General features: G+C 70.1%; 12 protein-coding genes and 1 pseudogene. 9 read left to right on the top strand and 4 right to left on the bottom strand.

From position 1 onward, the window contains the following. Positions 1-495 precede the first annotated feature (495 nt). The 5 genes from OG207_RS00145 to OG207_RS00125 all read left to right on the top strand — a co-directional run bounded on the left by OG207_RS00145 (position 496) and on the right by OG207_RS00125 (position 6,762). Positions 496-1,158: a hypothetical protein gene (locus OG207_RS00145; RefSeq protein WP_329094662.1), complete on the top strand. Its 663-nt coding sequence runs from the start codon at positions 496-498 to the stop codon at positions 1,156-1,158. Positions 1,159-1,499: 341 nt separating this feature from the next. After that, complete coding sequence (locus OG207_RS00140) at positions 1,500-2,936, top strand: purine-cytosine permease family protein (RefSeq protein ID WP_329094660.1); 1,437 nt, start codon at positions 1,500-1,502, stop codon at positions 2,934-2,936. A gap of 87 nt (positions 2,937-3,023) precedes the next feature. Beyond that, on the top strand, positions 3,024-4,100 hold the full coding sequence (locus OG207_RS00135; RefSeq protein ID WP_329107378.1) for a GRAS family protein: 1,077 nt from the start codon (positions 3,024-3,026) through the stop codon (positions 4,098-4,100). Between the two features lie 213 nt (positions 4,101-4,313). Beyond that, positions 4,314-6,089, top strand: coding sequence for a serine/threonine-protein kinase (locus OG207_RS00130; protein ID WP_329094658.1), 1,776 nt, complete (start codon positions 4,314-4,316; stop codon positions 6,087-6,089). After that, entirely contained in the window at positions 6,067-6,762 is a 696-nt protein-coding gene (locus OG207_RS00125) for a hypothetical protein (protein ID WP_329094656.1), read from the top strand. The genes OG207_RS00130 and OG207_RS00125 overlap by 23 nt, the downstream gene beginning before the upstream one ends. A gap of 76 nt (positions 6,763-6,838) precedes the next feature. On the opposite strand, the gene OG207_RS00120 is transcribed toward OG207_RS00125, so the two are convergent. Next, complete coding sequence (locus OG207_RS00120) at positions 6,839-6,997, bottom strand: hypothetical protein (RefSeq protein WP_329094654.1); 159 nt, start codon at positions 6,995-6,997, stop codon at positions 6,839-6,841. Between the two features lie 340 nt (positions 6,998-7,337). Between OG207_RS00120 and OG207_RS00115 the strand changes: the two genes are divergently transcribed. Then, a complete protein-coding gene (locus OG207_RS00115) occupies positions 7,338-7,751 on the top strand; it encodes a hypothetical protein (protein ID WP_329094652.1) in 414 nt (137 codons plus the stop codon). Between the two features lie 33 nt (positions 7,752-7,784). Here OG207_RS00115 and OG207_RS00110 read toward each other — a convergent pair whose 3' ends face one another. Both OG207_RS00110 and hemC read right to left on the bottom strand, forming a co-directional pair. Beyond that, positions 7,785-8,333 carry an AAA family ATPase gene (locus OG207_RS00110; protein ID WP_329094651.1) on the bottom strand — a complete coding sequence of 183 codons (549 nt, stop codon included), beginning with the start codon at positions 8,331-8,333 and terminating at the stop codon, positions 7,785-7,787. 86 nt (positions 8,334-8,419) lie between these two features. Further along, a pseudogene (hemC, locus tag OG207_RS00105) lies at positions 8,420-9,286 on the bottom strand (hydroxymethylbilane synthase); the annotation flags it as partial. 529 nt (positions 9,287-9,815) lie between these two features. On the opposite strand from hemC, the gene OG207_RS00100 reads away from it, so the two are divergent. The 3 genes from OG207_RS00100 to tpg all read left to right on the top strand — a co-directional run bounded on the left by OG207_RS00100 (position 9,816) and on the right by tpg (position 14,092). Further along, positions 9,816-11,084 carry a tetratricopeptide repeat protein gene (locus OG207_RS00100; protein WP_329094649.1) on the top strand — a complete coding sequence of 423 codons (1,269 nt, stop codon included), beginning with the start codon at positions 9,816-9,818 and terminating at the stop codon, positions 11,082-11,084. A gap of 277 nt (positions 11,085-11,361) precedes the next feature. Then, complete coding sequence (tap, locus tag OG207_RS00095) at positions 11,362-13,434, top strand: telomere-associated protein Tap (RefSeq protein WP_329094647.1); 2,073 nt, start codon at positions 11,362-11,364, stop codon at positions 13,432-13,434. Between the two features lie 103 nt (positions 13,435-13,537). Further along, positions 13,538-14,092: a telomere-protecting terminal protein Tpg gene (gene tpg, locus OG207_RS00090; RefSeq protein ID WP_329094645.1), complete on the top strand. Its 555-nt coding sequence runs from the start codon at positions 13,538-13,540 to the stop codon at positions 14,090-14,092. Positions 14,093-14,372: 280 nt separating this feature from the next. Here tpg and OG207_RS00085 read toward each other — a convergent pair whose 3' ends face one another. Next, positions 14,373-14,912 carry a hypothetical protein gene (locus tag OG207_RS00085; protein WP_329094643.1) on the bottom strand — a complete coding sequence of 180 codons (540 nt, stop codon included), beginning with the start codon at positions 14,910-14,912 and terminating at the stop codon, positions 14,373-14,375. Between the last annotated feature and the right edge of the window lie 166 nt (positions 14,913-15,078).

Below are 15,078 nucleotides of genomic sequence, written 5' to 3'. Positions count from 1 at the left end.
GACGCGACCCGATCGAGCGCTGTTCACGTCCGACCGCCGGCGTGCGGCAGTTCTCGTTTGACACCACCGAAAGGGAAGGCGGAGGAGAATGCGCGAAACGGGCTGCTCAAGCACGCTGCGCCACGCGTTGATCACGAGGTGCGCCCATGGCCTGACGGCGGTCCGTGGCGCTCGCAGGCGGTGAGTTGCGGGCTGGCGTGCGGAACCGGGTTGTGGCGTCAGGAGAATGGATGGCGTATCGGCCGCTGAAGCGGATCATATCCGAACGCGAGTTGGCCGATGTCGCACGGGAGGGGGCGTCCGCGCGGGCCCGAAACCGCCGGGTTTTCCGCGCCGTACGCATGCCGGGCATCACGGCCTCGGGTGGACGGGATTCCCGGCCGCGCCGAGCGCTGGGCGTCGGAGCCCGGCGTCAAGGTCGGTTTCCCCACCGGCGCAAGAACCTGCACGACGAGAGTACTGAAACGAACCCACGTACATGAGGATGGACAGAGGATGACCTTCGGCATTGAATTCAGAATGCGGCTCACATTTCCCTCCGTCGAGAATTTCGAGGCGTGGCGCGGGCACATACTCATTGAACAGCGGGCACGACTTGAAACCCTTCCCCGGTTCTCGGAAGAGTTCGATGAGTTCGATGAGGACCTGCTGACGGATCTCGTCATCGAGGATGCCTCGACCCTGGAAGAAGCACTGGACGGACTTCGGAGCGTCGGCCATGAGATCACGGCGGAAGACGTCGTGGAATGGAGGCCGGCAGTGGACGACGAGGGGAATCCCGGCATCTACCTCCTGGAGGCCAGAAAGCTGAGGAGGGACTCTCGGGTCGAGGCCCTCCTGGATCATCTGCGCGTCAATCCGGCCCCGAGTCTGCTGCGGGTCCACGTCCTGTCACTGCACGATCATGCCGATGTCGTCGTGAGCGGAGCGTTCCGCGACCATGACACGTACTGCGAGTATCGTCTTCCCTTGATCTTCGCAGGGACCTCCGCCAAGGAGCTCGGCGGTGCAGGCCGTGTGTCGTTCTTCGGAGTCGAGGACATGGAGCCCGTGGCCCTGTTCGTCGACGTCCGTCAGAACGCTGTGGAAATCAACGGACCCGATGTCCAGGACGCGGCCGCCTGGAACGTTCCCGAACGTTGTGAAGCATCGGATTGACCAACTTTCGCGCTCTCTCAGCAGTCCTGCGACCATCAGGGAGACGACGACTGCCGCCGAACGTGCGCAGTCGATTCACCGTGGGCGGGCGCGAGACGGTGCGCCCGCGCAGAGGTACTCGCGGGACCTGTCGCACGGGTGTGCGCAGCGGCTGAGGGGCCCCGCCCGGCCTCGTGCCACACGCGTCCCGGACTCCTCCACGGACGACCCCGGTGGCACCGGGATGAGTAGTGCTTGCTCATGTGCCAAGGCTCCGGCGCTCGGTTGACTCTTCCGAGGCAGCCGGCCACCCGGTCGCGGTATGGCCGCTGCTTCCAGCCCTGAGCGCAAAGGACCCCCCTGTGCACGACCAGCAAGCCCCGCGTCGCCGTCTCACTCAGCTGACCGCCCCCGAGGTACGGTCCATCGACTACATCCCCGTGGACGAACGTCACGGCAAGCTCTGGCACCAGGGCCCGTTCTGGTTCTCCGGCAATTTCGTCCTGACCACCCTCGTCATCGGATTCATCGGCCCCTCGATCGGCCTCGGCCTGGGGTGGTCGGTGGCGGCTGTGGTCCTCGGTGCCTGCTTCGGCACGTTCTTCATGGCGGTCCACGCCAACCAGGGGCCCCGTATGGGCCTGCCTCAGATGATCCAGTCCAGAGCCCAGTTCGGGGTCCGGGGAGCCGTCGTACCGTTCACGGCCGTCGTCTTCGTCTACCTGGGCTTCAACGTCTTCAACACCGTGCTCGCGGCCCAGGGACTGACACAGATCGTCGGCGGCGGCCCCTGGCTCTGGTACCCCGTCCTGGCTGTGGTGTCGGTGGTGTTGGCCTTGGTGGGGCATGACCTGATCCACCTCGTACAACGCGTCCTGACCGGACTTCTCGTCCTGGTGTTCGGGATGCTCACCGCCGGAACGGTCGTTCAATGGTGGGACGCGCCGGTCGTCACCCCTGCGACCGGCAGCCCGTGGACCTCGTTCCTGACCGTCTTCGCAGCTGCAGCCGGCTACCAGATCAGCTACGCCGTCTACGTGTCGGACTACTCCCGGTACCTGCCCGCGGACGCCAACCCCCGCCAGGTCATCTGGTGGACCTACGCGGGTGCGGCCGGCTCCGCGGTGTGGCTGATGTCCCTGGGCGCGTTCGTCGGCAGCCGTATGCCTGCCGACGATGCCGTCGCCGGATTGCTCCGGACCGGCAACGGCATCGTCTCGGGCTTCGGCTCACTCGTCGTTCTGGTATCGGCTCTGGCCCTGATCAGTGTCATGGGCGTCAACACCTACGGTGCGATGCTCACCGCGGTGAGCGCGGTGGACGCCTTCCGGCGGGACCGGCCGACGAGTCGCCTGCGGACCGTCGTCGTCCTGTCCGTCGGCGCCGTGGTGCTCGCGCTGGCCCTGTCCCTGCCCGACGACTACGTGGCCAGCTTCAGCAGCTTCGTCCTGCTGATGCTCTACTTCCTGGTCCCCTGGACTGCGGTCAACCTCGTCGACTACTACGCCATCCGCAAGGGCCAGTACGTGATCCGGGACATCTTCGACGACCAGGGCATCTACGGACGCTGGTCCTGGCGCGGCCTGGTCTCGTACGGCATGGGTCTCGTCGCGATGGTCCCGTTCGTCTCGACCGGCCTCTTCCGCGGACCGGTCGCCGAGGCCATGGACGGCGCCGACGTCTCGTTCGTCGTGGGGCTGCTGGTGAGCGGTGCCCTCTACGCGGTGCTGGCCGGAAAGGGCGAGGTCACCGCTGCGCCTCGCGGAGGCCGTCCGTTGACGTCCGTAGGACATCGGTGAGCGGTCCGCGGCCCGGCGGGGCGAGAAGGAATCAGGCAATGCGCCCCTGTCCGTGCTCGCAGACGACTTAGAGGATTAGTGCGCGAAATGTTGATCAGTAAATGGCATTACGGGACAAACAACATCTATTCACTTCTCAAAACGGCTGCAATCGCCGCCGAATCAGGCGAAATGGAGCGCTTCACTGCCTGCTTGAAGCAGGCGGGCGAGTTCTCTAAGGACGGCCCGGGCCTGGGCGACTATTTCCTCGCCGGTCTGGCTGCCCGCCTCGGCCAGGACCGGCCCGCCAATCTCTACCTCCGTGCCGACGGCATGCCCCAGATCGACCTGTTCTACCTGATGCACCAGCACCTGCCGTTCCTGCGGGCGGGGAGGTTCGCCAACGATGCCCTGTTGAAGTACTGCGCGGACCGGCAGGAGGCGACCGTTCTCGCTCTCGGAATCGGTCAGGGCCGTCAGGAGCTGGACCTGGTGGCCCGCGCGGGGCTGGAGCGGGTGACCGTCATCGGTGCCGATGTCGCCGCGGAGAGCCTTGACGCGGCCGACCGGGCCCTGAACGGACCGGAAGTGCCTGAAGGAACCCGGGTCGACTTCCGTCCGATTCTCGCCGCGAGCGAGGACACGGACGAGAGCGTGTGGGCGTTGGTCGAGCATGCGCCCCGCCCTCTGCTCGTCACGGCCTCCTTCGCTCTCCACCACATGCTGAACCACTCAGGTGAACAGGACGCACGCGCCACACTTCTGCGGCGGCTGCGCGCCCTGGAGCCGGCCGCGCTGGCACTGTGCGAACCCGACAGCGATCACCACCTCGTCCCGTTGCCGGTCAGGCTGGCCAACGCCTGGCACCACTACGGCACGGTCTTCGCCGCGATCGACGCCACCAGCGCCACCGACGGGGAGAAGCGCGAGATGAAGCGCTTCTTCGGCCGCGAGATCGAGGATGTCGTGGGCGCCGTCTGCGAGACCTCCCGCTTCGAACGGCACGAGCCGACGCGCACGTGGATCAACCGTCTGACCGCCTGCGGATTCACCCCCGTCCCCCTGCCCCGACCCGCCGGCGAGCAGCCGGAAGGCTTCACGACCACCGCCCATCCCACCCACCTCGAACTGGCCTACAAGCAGACTTCCGTCGCCGCGGTGATCGTGGCCGAACCCACCCGCTGACCGGGGAAGCGGTGGTGGAGGTGCCGGCCCGCGCCGGACGGGACGCGACCGATGCCGCACGTCGGATGAGTACCGGTTGCTCACGCGCCTCGACGAGGCCGGCCGGTTGACTGGCCGCAGCAGCCGGCCGGGCCGGCTGCCCGCGCGGTGGGAGGCATGCTCCCGGGCGCGCACGGCGACGACGCAGCGAGGGCAACAGTGGACGACGGGGACATGGGCGCGACTCGACAGTGGGAGGTGCCCGGCTACATCCATGGCAGGGAACTGGGCGCCGGCGCCTGCGGGAGGGTCGTCGAAGCTCTGGACCAGGTGTCCGGCACCCGGGTGGCGATCAAGTATCTGACCCACGGCGCGCGCACCGCCTTCCGTGCCGAGGCCCGTCTGCTGATGGGCTTGCGGTCACCGTACGTGGTACGGATCGACGACTACGTCGAGCACCTCGAAGGCGCCGCGATCGTCATGGAACTGGTGGACGGGGTCTCGCTCAGGACGCTGCTGCGCCAGGAAGGTCCCACGGGTCCCGAAGCGGCCCTCACCGTGCTCAAGGGCTCGTTGCTCGGACTTGCCGCAGCTCACGAGGCGGGGCTGGTGCACCGGGACTACAAGCCGGAGAACATTCTGGTCGGCCTCGACGGCTGCTCCAAGCTGGTGGACTTCGGGATCGCAGTGGCCAGCGGGGACGCCTCCGACATCGCCGGCACCCCGCCCTACATGGCTCCCGAGCAGTGGACCGGGCACGCCGTCACCCCCGTCACCGACGTCTACGCCGCGACGGCCGTCTTCTTCGAGTGCCTCGCCGGCTCCAAGCCGTACCCGGGCACCACGGCTGCCGAACTGGCGGTTCAGCACATCGAGGCGCCCATACCCGACGACCGAGTGCCTGAGGCGCTGCGGCCGCTGATCCGCCGTGGCCTGGCCAAGCGGGCCGTGGAACGGCCGCCGAGCGCCGCCGCGTTCGTCCGGGAGCTGGACGCCCTGGCGTCCCGCGCGTACGGCGAGGACTGGGAGGTGCGAGGGCAGCGCAGAATGGCCGCGCTCCTCACACTCCTGCCGATGCTGGTGCGCTCTGCGGACGACGCCGTGACCGCGACGACGACCTTCGCGGACACCACGCTCGCCGAGACAACCACCACTGCGGGAACGGGACGTTCCGCAGCGGCGGCATCGGGTCGGCCGCGATCCCGCGGTCTCCTTGCCGGCCGACGCCCGGCCGCAGTCGTCGCCGCGTCTGCCGCCCTTCTGCTCACCGGGGTCCTCACGCTGTCCGCGATCGCTGAAGAGGACGGCTCGGAGGCCGGCGCCGCAGGCTCCGCTCCTCAGTCCGCCGACGCTCCCGGCGCTCCGGGCGCTCCCGATGCCGCAGGCTCGACCGTCTCGCCCGGCGCGCTGGCCTCCCCGACCGGCACCCGCCCCACAGGACCCCGCTCCACCACCGCCCCCGGTTCCGAGCAGTCGGGGACTACTGCCGGTCCCGCTGCCGACGGCGGAACCGGCACCGGCGGTGCCGTGGAGGGTTCCACGACGGCCGGGGGGCCGTCGTCCGCTCCGGGTGCGGGACCCGCTTCCACGGATGCGGCAGCACGGCCGACGCCCTCCACCACGACCGCGGCCCCTGGGTCACCACCCGTCGCACCGCCGGTCGTGTCCCCCACCGTGCGGGTGCTGGCCGTGTCCCTCTCCCAGTACGGCTGCTCCGGCAAGTTCGGCACCCAGGCTGTCGCATCCGTGAAGACCGACGGCGCCTCCACCGGAACGCTGATCCTCACCTGGTTCCACAGCAACACCCGTGGGCCGGGCCCCGCCGTGGCGACGGACAGGATCACCATCCCTGCCGGGCAGACCTCGTTCAGCAAGACGTACGCCCACACGTTCGGACCCTCCGACCCCTTCCCCTACTGGGGTGTCCAGGTGTCGAGCAGCCCGGCGGCAGCGACGGGTACCGGCACGTACAAGGTGCTCTACGCCGATGACTGCAACCCGATCCTCTGAGCCGGCCATGGACCACCGACCGCACGACGAGGACCTGACTGTCTTCCTCCCCCGCTCGCACCCGGCTGACGAGGCCACGAGCGCGACCCTCCTGGACGATGCCGCCTGGGGTATGCCACCCGCACAGAAGACCGTCCACGCCACCACACCGGACCCTGCGGCCGCACCGGCGTCGGCCGCTCCTCCGTCCGGCGGCCGGGACAACCTCACCGCGCTGTGGCACGGCACCCGCACCGACTCCTCGGGCGCGCCGTACACCGCCGGTGCCGAGCGCGGACGCGGCGTCCTTCGGGGCTGGCCGGTCGTGGCGGGGGCGGCGATCGTGGCCCTGCTTCTCCTCATCGGGCAGCAAGCCGGCGATCCTCTGTCGGTGACGGGAGTCACCGTACGTCCCGGTTCCCCAGCCGCCGGCTGCGACAGCGTCGTCACCGTGCTGGGGACGATCCGCAGCAACGGGGAAGGCGGAACGGTGAGCTATCGCTGGCGCCGCAGTGACGGCACGGTCACCAGCCCGGTGCGGCAGCGCGTCGCACCGAGAGCACGGCTGACCGAGGTCGCGCTCCAATGGGCCTTCCACGGGCCCGGCTCCATGCAGGCCACCGCCGTACTGGAGGTGCTGTCACCGAACCCTGCCCGCGCCGAGGCCACCTTCACCTACAGCTGCCGCCTATGACCCTGCGGCAACAGGGCGCACGAGACCGGCGGCAGGCTCGGACCCGGCCCGATCCTGGGGTCGGTCACCGGCGCCGTCAGCGGATTGAAGTGTCGTCCCGGCCGGCCCGGCGCAGGAACTCCGAGACGTCCCCGGGCGTGCAGGCCCGGCCGGGGTCCGTGTCCACGCCAAGGGTGGCGTGCACGGTGACTTCGCGCCCGACCCGCGGCGATGCGGGACGGAGCACGAACTCCATCCGGTCCGTTCTCCCGGCGTCCGGTGATGCCTCATGCGGGTGGTCCAGTAGAGTGGCGGCGGACGAGAGAAGCGATCCTCCGATGGACTCCCGGATATCGCGCATATGCTCCAAGTTGGCCAAGGTGCCCTACCAGGCGCGGCGCAGCCACTCGGCGGGCGCCGAGCGCCACGCATTTCGCCTTGGCCCACGCACCAGTTCCGTGCAGGCAGACGTCTTCGAGGGCGAACACCCACATCGAATTGCCCTTGGTCTACCGGGCGTTCCTGGTAGGACTCGGGGGCAGCGGTGCCAGCCCTTCTACGGTCTGCTTCCGCTGGAGAAGCGCAGGCTGTACACCATGGACCGCCAACCGCCGGACGGCAGCCCGCGGGGATTCCACCACGTGAAGCACCCGAACGCACTCCAAGGAGACCTGTTCCTCCAGGTCATCGAGATGGGCTGCACAGACCTGTGCCTCATCCGCGTGACCGAACCCCTCACGGGCCGCGTGCTCATCGGTAACTCAGACGGCTTCTGGCCCCCGAACGTCTCTTCGGCCCGGGACTTCCTGTCCTGGTACGAACGCTGGCTGGACCACATGCGGGACGGCAAGGACAACCGCGCACTGGGGCTCACCTCCGCCAGCCGCGAGCGCTTCATCGTCCGGGTGTGCGAATGCGGCGAGCAAGGACGGCAGGGGGGACTGTGCCATGGTTGGACCCTTCGAGAGAACTGCGGGCGGCGGCTGCCGGGGCCGTACCCGGCTCGTTGAAGGAGCGAGGCGGCGGCCTGAGCGGCATGGTGGTCACGGGGCTTGGACGCGTGTGGCGATCTCGATCAGGTTGGGCTGGTATCCGTCGGAGGTATCCACACGCACAACGCGTGCGTCGAGGGAGATCTCGGCGAAGGCCTCCGGGTCGTAGGCGCCGGTGGCGATGTCGGTCAGCAACTGCTCGTCGGCGTGCGCTGCACGGTGCCGGTCCCGGGTGGCGCGTTCCCTGATCCGGCCGACGAGGGTGCGGGCGGGGGCGTGGCAGCGGATGACCCACAGGTCGGCGATGTCGGCCAGAGGTTGCAGACCGGGACGCCAGAGACGGTCCTGGTAGGCGGCCTCGGCGACCACGGTGACCTGCGCACGGAGCAGGACGCCGAGGGTGCTGAAGTACGTCTGCATGACGGGCACGTTGAGGGCGTCGGTGTCGGTCGCTGCCGGGCCGAGGGTTGCCGCCATGCCCTGCTTGACTTCGTCGCGCAGGATGGCGGGGCAGCCCAGCTCGGCCGCAAGCGCCCGGGCGAGGGTGGACTTCCCGGCCCCAGGGGGGCCAGTGACAGCGATGAGACGGGGTTTCCGCATGTGCGCGCTCCGCGAATAGGGAAATTCCGGACAGGGTGACGCCGGATTGAGGCATGGGCCGTGCCAGCCCGAGGGTTACAGCCCGGCTACTCGGGTGTGGCGGCGAGGAGCCGGCCCGCACCGGCGTCCAGGAGGGCGAGGGCTGTCTTCCGGCCGGTCTCGGCAGCCTGTTCAGCGGGGCCGGATGCTTCGGCGCGCAGGGTCGGTCCGCCGGCCGGGGCGAGGACGGCTGCGCGGACGGTGAGGCACCCGGTGTCGTCGAGGGTGGCGTGGGCGGAAGCCGCGGTGAGGCATCCGCCGCCCAACTCGGCGAGGACGGCCAGCTCCGCGTCGAGGAGGGTCCGTGTGGCGGGGTGGGTGAGGGGCGCGAGCAGCTCGCCGGTGGCGGTGTCGTCGGCGCGGTGCTCGACGACCACGATCCCGGCCCCGGCGGCGGGCAACCACACGGTGGGGTCGAGCACCTCGCTGGCCCGGTCCTCGAGACCGAGGCGCCGCAGGCTTGCGAGTGCCGCGATCATCACGTCGGCGCCGAGCCGACCGTGATCGAGGCGGTTCAGGCGGCTGTCGGCGATCCCGCGGATCGGGATGGGAACGAGTCCGGGGTAGAGGGAGGCGAGCAGGGCGGCCCTGCGGGGAGCGCTGGTTCCCACTCGGGTGCCGGGTGGAAGCTCGGCGAGGGTGACGGAGCGGTGCCCTGCCGGCAGGACGAGGACATCGCGGACGTCCTCGCGGGGCAGGACCGCGGCAACCACCGCCCCCGGCGCCCGGTCGTGGGGGCTGGGCAGATCCTTGGCGCAGGCGATGGTGGCGTCGACCCGGCCGTCGAGAAGGTAGGTGTCCGCGCGGCGTGTGAACGCGCCCTTGCCGCCGATCTGGGACAGGGGACCGAGGTGCGCGTCGCCTTCGGAGGTGATCGTGCGGATGTCGAGGGTGAGCCGTGGGTGACGGGTGCGGAAGGCCTGGCGAAGCGGCCGGTCTGCTCCATGGCCATGGCGCTGGGCCGGGTCCCGAGCCGGACGAGGTCTGGGGAGCGAGGGTCGTCATGGGACGGATCTCTGGGTTCTCAGGGGTGGGCGAGGTGGGCGCACCCCATCGAGTGCTCCAGAGACAGGCCCGCTGCCCACGAGCGCGCCTGTGGGAGCCGGCCACCTTCGGCATCGGCGCCCGACGGCAGGAGCTTGGGCATCCCGTGGCAGCCATGGTTACTACGGCTGGGCGGCGTGTGCAGGGGCACCCCGTCGCCGCCTGGCCGACACGTGACCTGCCTCACCGAAGTTTGATCAGTCTCAGCGAAGTTTGACGGGGCGGGGATTTGTCTCATCGGACGTTGACCACCGGCGGATCCGGGGGTGTCAGGGGTGGCGGCTAGGGTGCGTGGCTGTGGACGCTGCTGATCTTGATTACCGGGCCCGGACCTTGTCGGGCGGCTGCATTCCTTCATCGCTGGTGACCCGGCTTTTGGAGCTTGGCCATGAGCGGGAAGTGGAGTTCCAGGCCGGGCGTGGGGAGTGGTTCTGCGCGCTGGAGTGGGCGCGGCTGCTTGGCGACCGGCGGCAGTACCAGCAGGCGCTGGACGTGCTCGGTCCGTACATCGCGACGGGCTGGTGGCCGGCGGCTCGGGCCCGGGCCGAGCTGCTGGAGGACTGGGGCAGGGCGCAGGAGGCGATCGAGCTGTCCCGCCCGTACGCGCAGGACGGCGACCGGCTGGTCCTGGACTTCTTCGCGCGTCTGCTGGCCCGGCACGGCCGGGCCGCCGAGGCGCTCGTGCTGCTGCGGCCCGGCATTGAGGACTGGTTCATCGCCCAGGCCCTGGTCGACGTTGCCGAAGCCGCAGGCCAGGACGAGGAAGTAGCGGCGCTGCTGAAAGCCCGGATCGAGGCCGCGGTTCCGGCCTGTGACGCCCCCGACTGCCACCGACTCCGCATGGAACCGTCCAACGCCTTCGACCTGCTCGCCACAGTCCGGGAACGGCAAGGCCGCGTCGACGAGGCGATCGCTCTGCTGCGCCGCCGGGAGGTCACGTCGGTCAACGGCCGGGACGCGCTGGCCGACCTGCTGGCCAGGCATGGACGGCTTGAAGAACTGCGCGCGTACACCGACTCCGAGTACCACGGGCACGCCGCGCGGAGCCTGGCCGAGGTACTGGAGGAACGCGGCGATGAGGAGGCAGCGATCGCCGTCTACCGGACCTTCGCCGAGAAGCCTCACGACATGTGGCGCGTGGCCCATCTACTGTCCCAGCTCTTGGTCCGGTACGGCCGCGCCGATGAGGCGATCGCGGCGATGCGCGCCCTGGCAGATTCCCCGGGCGGCGCGGACGACTGCGTCGTTGACACGCTGTGCACCCTGTATGCCGAGCACGGCCGCGCCCAGGAGGCTCTGGCCTACCTCGACGCGCTCAAGGAGCGACGTGACGGTGAGGAGGCGTGGGACTTCTTCCGGATGCGGCTGCCGCTCATAGCCGACTGCGGCCTACGCGACGAAGCGATCGAGCAGGCCCGTGCCCACCCCGAAGGCGGCACCTGGTATGCGGCCTGGTCCCTCTCGGACCTGCTTGCCGAGGCCGGCCGCATCGAGGAAGCCGTCGCTGTCCTCGAACAGCACCCCGTTTCCAACAGCACTGTCCTAGCCCACCACCTCATCGGCCTCGGCCGCATCAAGGACGCCGTCCGAGTCCTCCAGGTCAGGCCAAGCGCAGCCCCGGCTCCCGACCCCTGGGGCGGCACCATCTCCAACGAACCACCGTTCTGACGCCTCCGCGTACCCGCTCCTGCTGGTGAAGGTCGCGGTCAAAGTCCGTTGGGACTGGTCAGACTTCATTGAGTCGGGACAACACGCACCACCCCACTCGCTCTCGTGCGATTTCTCGGTTTGGGGACGGTGGTGTGAGAGACAGTGGGGTGTGAGTGTGTTGGTGCTGGTCGGGGGCTGTTTAGGCGGGGGAGGGCACTGTCATGGCAGTGAGAGATTGGTGGGAGATCGCTGTCGTAGGTCTTTATCGCGGAAGGTGTGACGCTGTCTCAGTTTCGTGAGTTCTGATCCACCGGCCGGCCTGACGCAGGCTGCCGTCGCCCAGGCCCTCGGCGTACGCATCCCCAGCATCCAGGCCTGGGAGGAAGGACGCGCCGAGCCGAAACCCGAACGCCTCCAGGCCTACCGCCGCCTCCTCGACGGCCTGGCCCAGCGCTACCCCGCCCCACCCCAGCCGTACGCCACGCCTCCCACCGCCCCCGCCCACCGTCCAGCCGCGGCCACAGACACCCTCCCGGCCCCCGACAGGCCCAGCCCGAACACCCAGGAGCCCGCCACCCCCTCGCCCGCGCTGGCTGTCCCGTCAGCCGAGCCCAGCGGTCCGGCTGTTGCCGAGGACCCGGCCCGTCCGGCGGCGACGTCACGGCGTCCCGCCGCGAAGAAGGCCGCCAAGCCCGCCACTACCCCGGCCGATCCCCGCTTCCCCCACGGCCCGCTCGCCGTCCTCGATGGCGACGGCAGCGCCTACGCCGCAGGCGGGGTCGTGCTGGACTGCCCCGCCACCACCATCACGGAGTTGGTGGAGTGGACGCTGAAGGAGTCAGGGCTCGGGGCTGCGCGCCTGAACCGCAACGGCAAGGACTCCGACCCGCTGATCGTGCTCACCGGCTCCGCCGCCGTGAAGCTCGGACTCCCGGAGCGGCTGGAGGGCGGTGAGGAGCGCCGCTCACTGCGGCTTGCGGAGGACCACCCGGTGGTGAAGCAGATCGGGAAGGCGAAGTGGCAGCTCACGCAGCGCGGTTTCGGCCCGTGGGCGCGGATCTACCGCAAGGCCCAGGGCAGCGCACGGCAGTGCGTGCAGCTCGCGGTCCTGTCCTGGGACGCCCTCGACACCCGTTCCTGGCCCGGCGTCGCCGAGCTGGCCCCGGCCGATATCGTCCGCGTCCTCGGCGTGTATGCCCAGCGGGTGATCACCCCCCGCGGCTCCACCGCCGTCTCCGGCCTGGAACTGATGACCGCCCTGCGCCCGCCCACCCGGGCCGTGCAGGAGAACGGGACTTGGGTGTCGGGCCACAACCCGGGCAGCCTCGGAACGGACCCGATGGACCCGGCGCCCCCGGAGGCGATCGCCGAACACCCCGTCGTCGTCCGGTCCGGCTGGAACGCGGGCTTCCTGAACGAGGAGGCCTACCAGTGGGTCCGCGACCCCGCCCTCCTCTCCGACGAGGAGTGCCTCCTCCCGTACGCGGTCGGCTTGGACCTGAACACCGCGTTCCTGGCGGCCGCCGCGCGGCTGACGGTGGGCCTGTCGGCACCGGACCACTTCCACGGGCCGGTGTTCAACAAGAAGATCCCCGGGTCCTGGCTCGCGGACCTCTCCCACGTCGACCTCGACCCGCGTCTGCCGTCGCCGTTCACCCCGGACGGCACCCGGCCGACGGGGCCTGCCTGGTACCAGACCCACACCCTCGCCTACGCCCAGGAACTCGGCCACGACGTCCAGCCGATCGAGGCCTACCTGCGCCGGGAGACCGGGGCGTACCTCGACCCGTGGCACGACCGCCTCAAGACCGCGTACATGGACACTCTCGCCGATCTCGGCGTCACGGCGGATCTCACGGACGCCGAGTTCCTGGCGGCGATGGAGCATCACAAGCAGGCCGACCCCGGGATGGCCGCGGTCCTCGCGGCGATCAAGGCGACGGTCAAGGGCGGCATCGGCAAGCTCCGCGAACGCCCTCAGGGCCGCACCTACCGGGACGGCGAGCCCTGGCCCGCGATGCAGCGCCCGACGTGGCGGCCGGACATCCGGGCGGCCGTGATCTCGAAGGCGCGGGTCAACATGCACCGCAAGCTGACCAACATGGTGAAGCTGACCGGCCTGTTCCCCCTCGCGGTCCTCTCGGACTGCGTCGTCTACCCGTCCCCGGGCGCTTCGCCGCTGGACTTCCTGCCGTACGCGGCGTCGGGCAAGCCGCTGATGGGCGGCTTCCGCCTCGGCCCGACCCCCGGTCTGGCCAAGCTGGAAGGGGTGCAGGGGATGGGGTGGGCGGTGGACCTGATGGAGAAGGGCCTCAACCCCGCCCGCCACATCAAGGGCGGCGACGCCGTCCTCGACGACGGCGAATAGGCAACGAGAACCCGGTGTGGCCTCCGGCGGCGACGTGCCGGAGGCCCACCCGACAGACCGCTCACCGTGTACGACCCGGACACCTGTCAGGAGCTGAACCGCTGTGGGAGAGATCGAGGACGCCATCGGCCGAGCCGACCAGGAGGCGTTCACCAAGGACCCGCCCAAGACGCTGAAGGGCCGGATCAACTTCCTGCTCAAGCAGCTCAAGTCCACCAGGGCGGTCGCCGCCGAGCTCGGCGTCAGCCAGCGGTCCGTCGAGCGCTACCGCAAGGGCGACCGCAAGACCCCGCCGAAGGCGGTGGCGGACCGCATCGAGGGAGCCGTACGGGCCCGCTGGCAGCCCGTGGTCCGTGGCCGCCGCCGCAAGGAAGCCGCCACCAGCACCGGCATCACCGTCGAGACCCGCGCCCGCTTCGGCTACACCGCACCCATCGGCACCACCGACGACGGCCGCGTACGCCGCCTCACCGTCCACCTCCCACCCGCCTACGCCCAGCGTCTCTTCGACGCCCGCGCCCGAGGCGCCGACGACCGTGACCTACGCGGGATCGTCGCCGAGGGCTTGCAGGAGATCTACTTCAAGGACGGCGGCACCCGCGCCGACGAACTCCGGGTCGAGTTCACCGACATCGACTACTTCGACGTCTCCTTCTGACCCCCCGGCCGAGCCGCACCCAGACCACGAGCACCTGTCCGGGTGCGGCTCACACCCATTTCCGCGCGTCAACGCCGGGCCTGAACCGGAAGAGGGGTGCAATGGCCACTGCTGGGAGCCGTCCTCGGACGGGCTGCTCCCGGCCCCCGTGGCGCTGTCGACCGCGGGCAGGAATCCGGCCGCCGTCACACGCCGCCGCTCAGCGCCCCGGTCGACAGCATCCACCCCGGCCCCGGACCAACGACCGCATACACGAGTCCGGGTGCACTCCGATTCCCTGCTACGCCAGGCGCTTCTTCGGTCGGGGCCGGGCGTCGAGGAGTGCCCACCAGGCGTGGCCGTCGTGGTCGGTATGGGCGCCGCACGCCTCCACGGTGCGCAGTACCGCCACCTCCGCGGGCACGGCTCCCGCCGACCCCTGTCCGGCGGCTTGGTGGTTGAGGGCCATGACGAGGATCTTGTCGTCCTGGTCGGCGAGGTGGACGCTGACGCGTTTCCCGCCGGCCGTCACGGCCGTGTCCACGAGGCCGTGGACGGTCTTGAGGAAGTCGTGCTCGTCCAGCAGCGGGTAGTCCCACTCGGCTACGGCCAGCGCTGCCTGTGCGGCGGCCTTCTTCGCCGCCCACCGGTCCGCGCGAAACGCCAGCACCCGCGCCCGCCGGCTGGTGACGACCAGCCGGGGCGGCACGCCGGTGAGCGATTTCGGCTTCGTCGCCGGCTGCGGCCGCGGCGGCTCCACCGGCTTCTTCTGCGGCGGCGGCGACTTCGGAGGAAAACTCGGCGGAACCTTCGGACCCCTGGCTTCCACAACCTCGCTCATACCCCACCACGCTACGCCCGTTGACCCCGGCCGCGCACCGGCATCGACCACAGCTGCTCACCCTTGCCCGTGCCCGGAATCCCCGCTCTGGCGGCTGCCACGCCGGCGAGCCCGGTCAGCCCGCGCCACACAGCCCCTTGGGGTGGCGCTTTGGCGGATACGGGGC

It is taken from the genome of Streptomyces sp. NBC_01439, assembly GCF_036227605.1.
Taxonomy (GTDB): Bacteria; Actinomycetota; Actinomycetes; order Streptomycetales; family Streptomycetaceae; genus Streptomyces.
The sequence above is the reverse complement of the archived record's forward strand: the minus strand, read 5'-3'. Positions and strand labels throughout refer to the sequence as shown.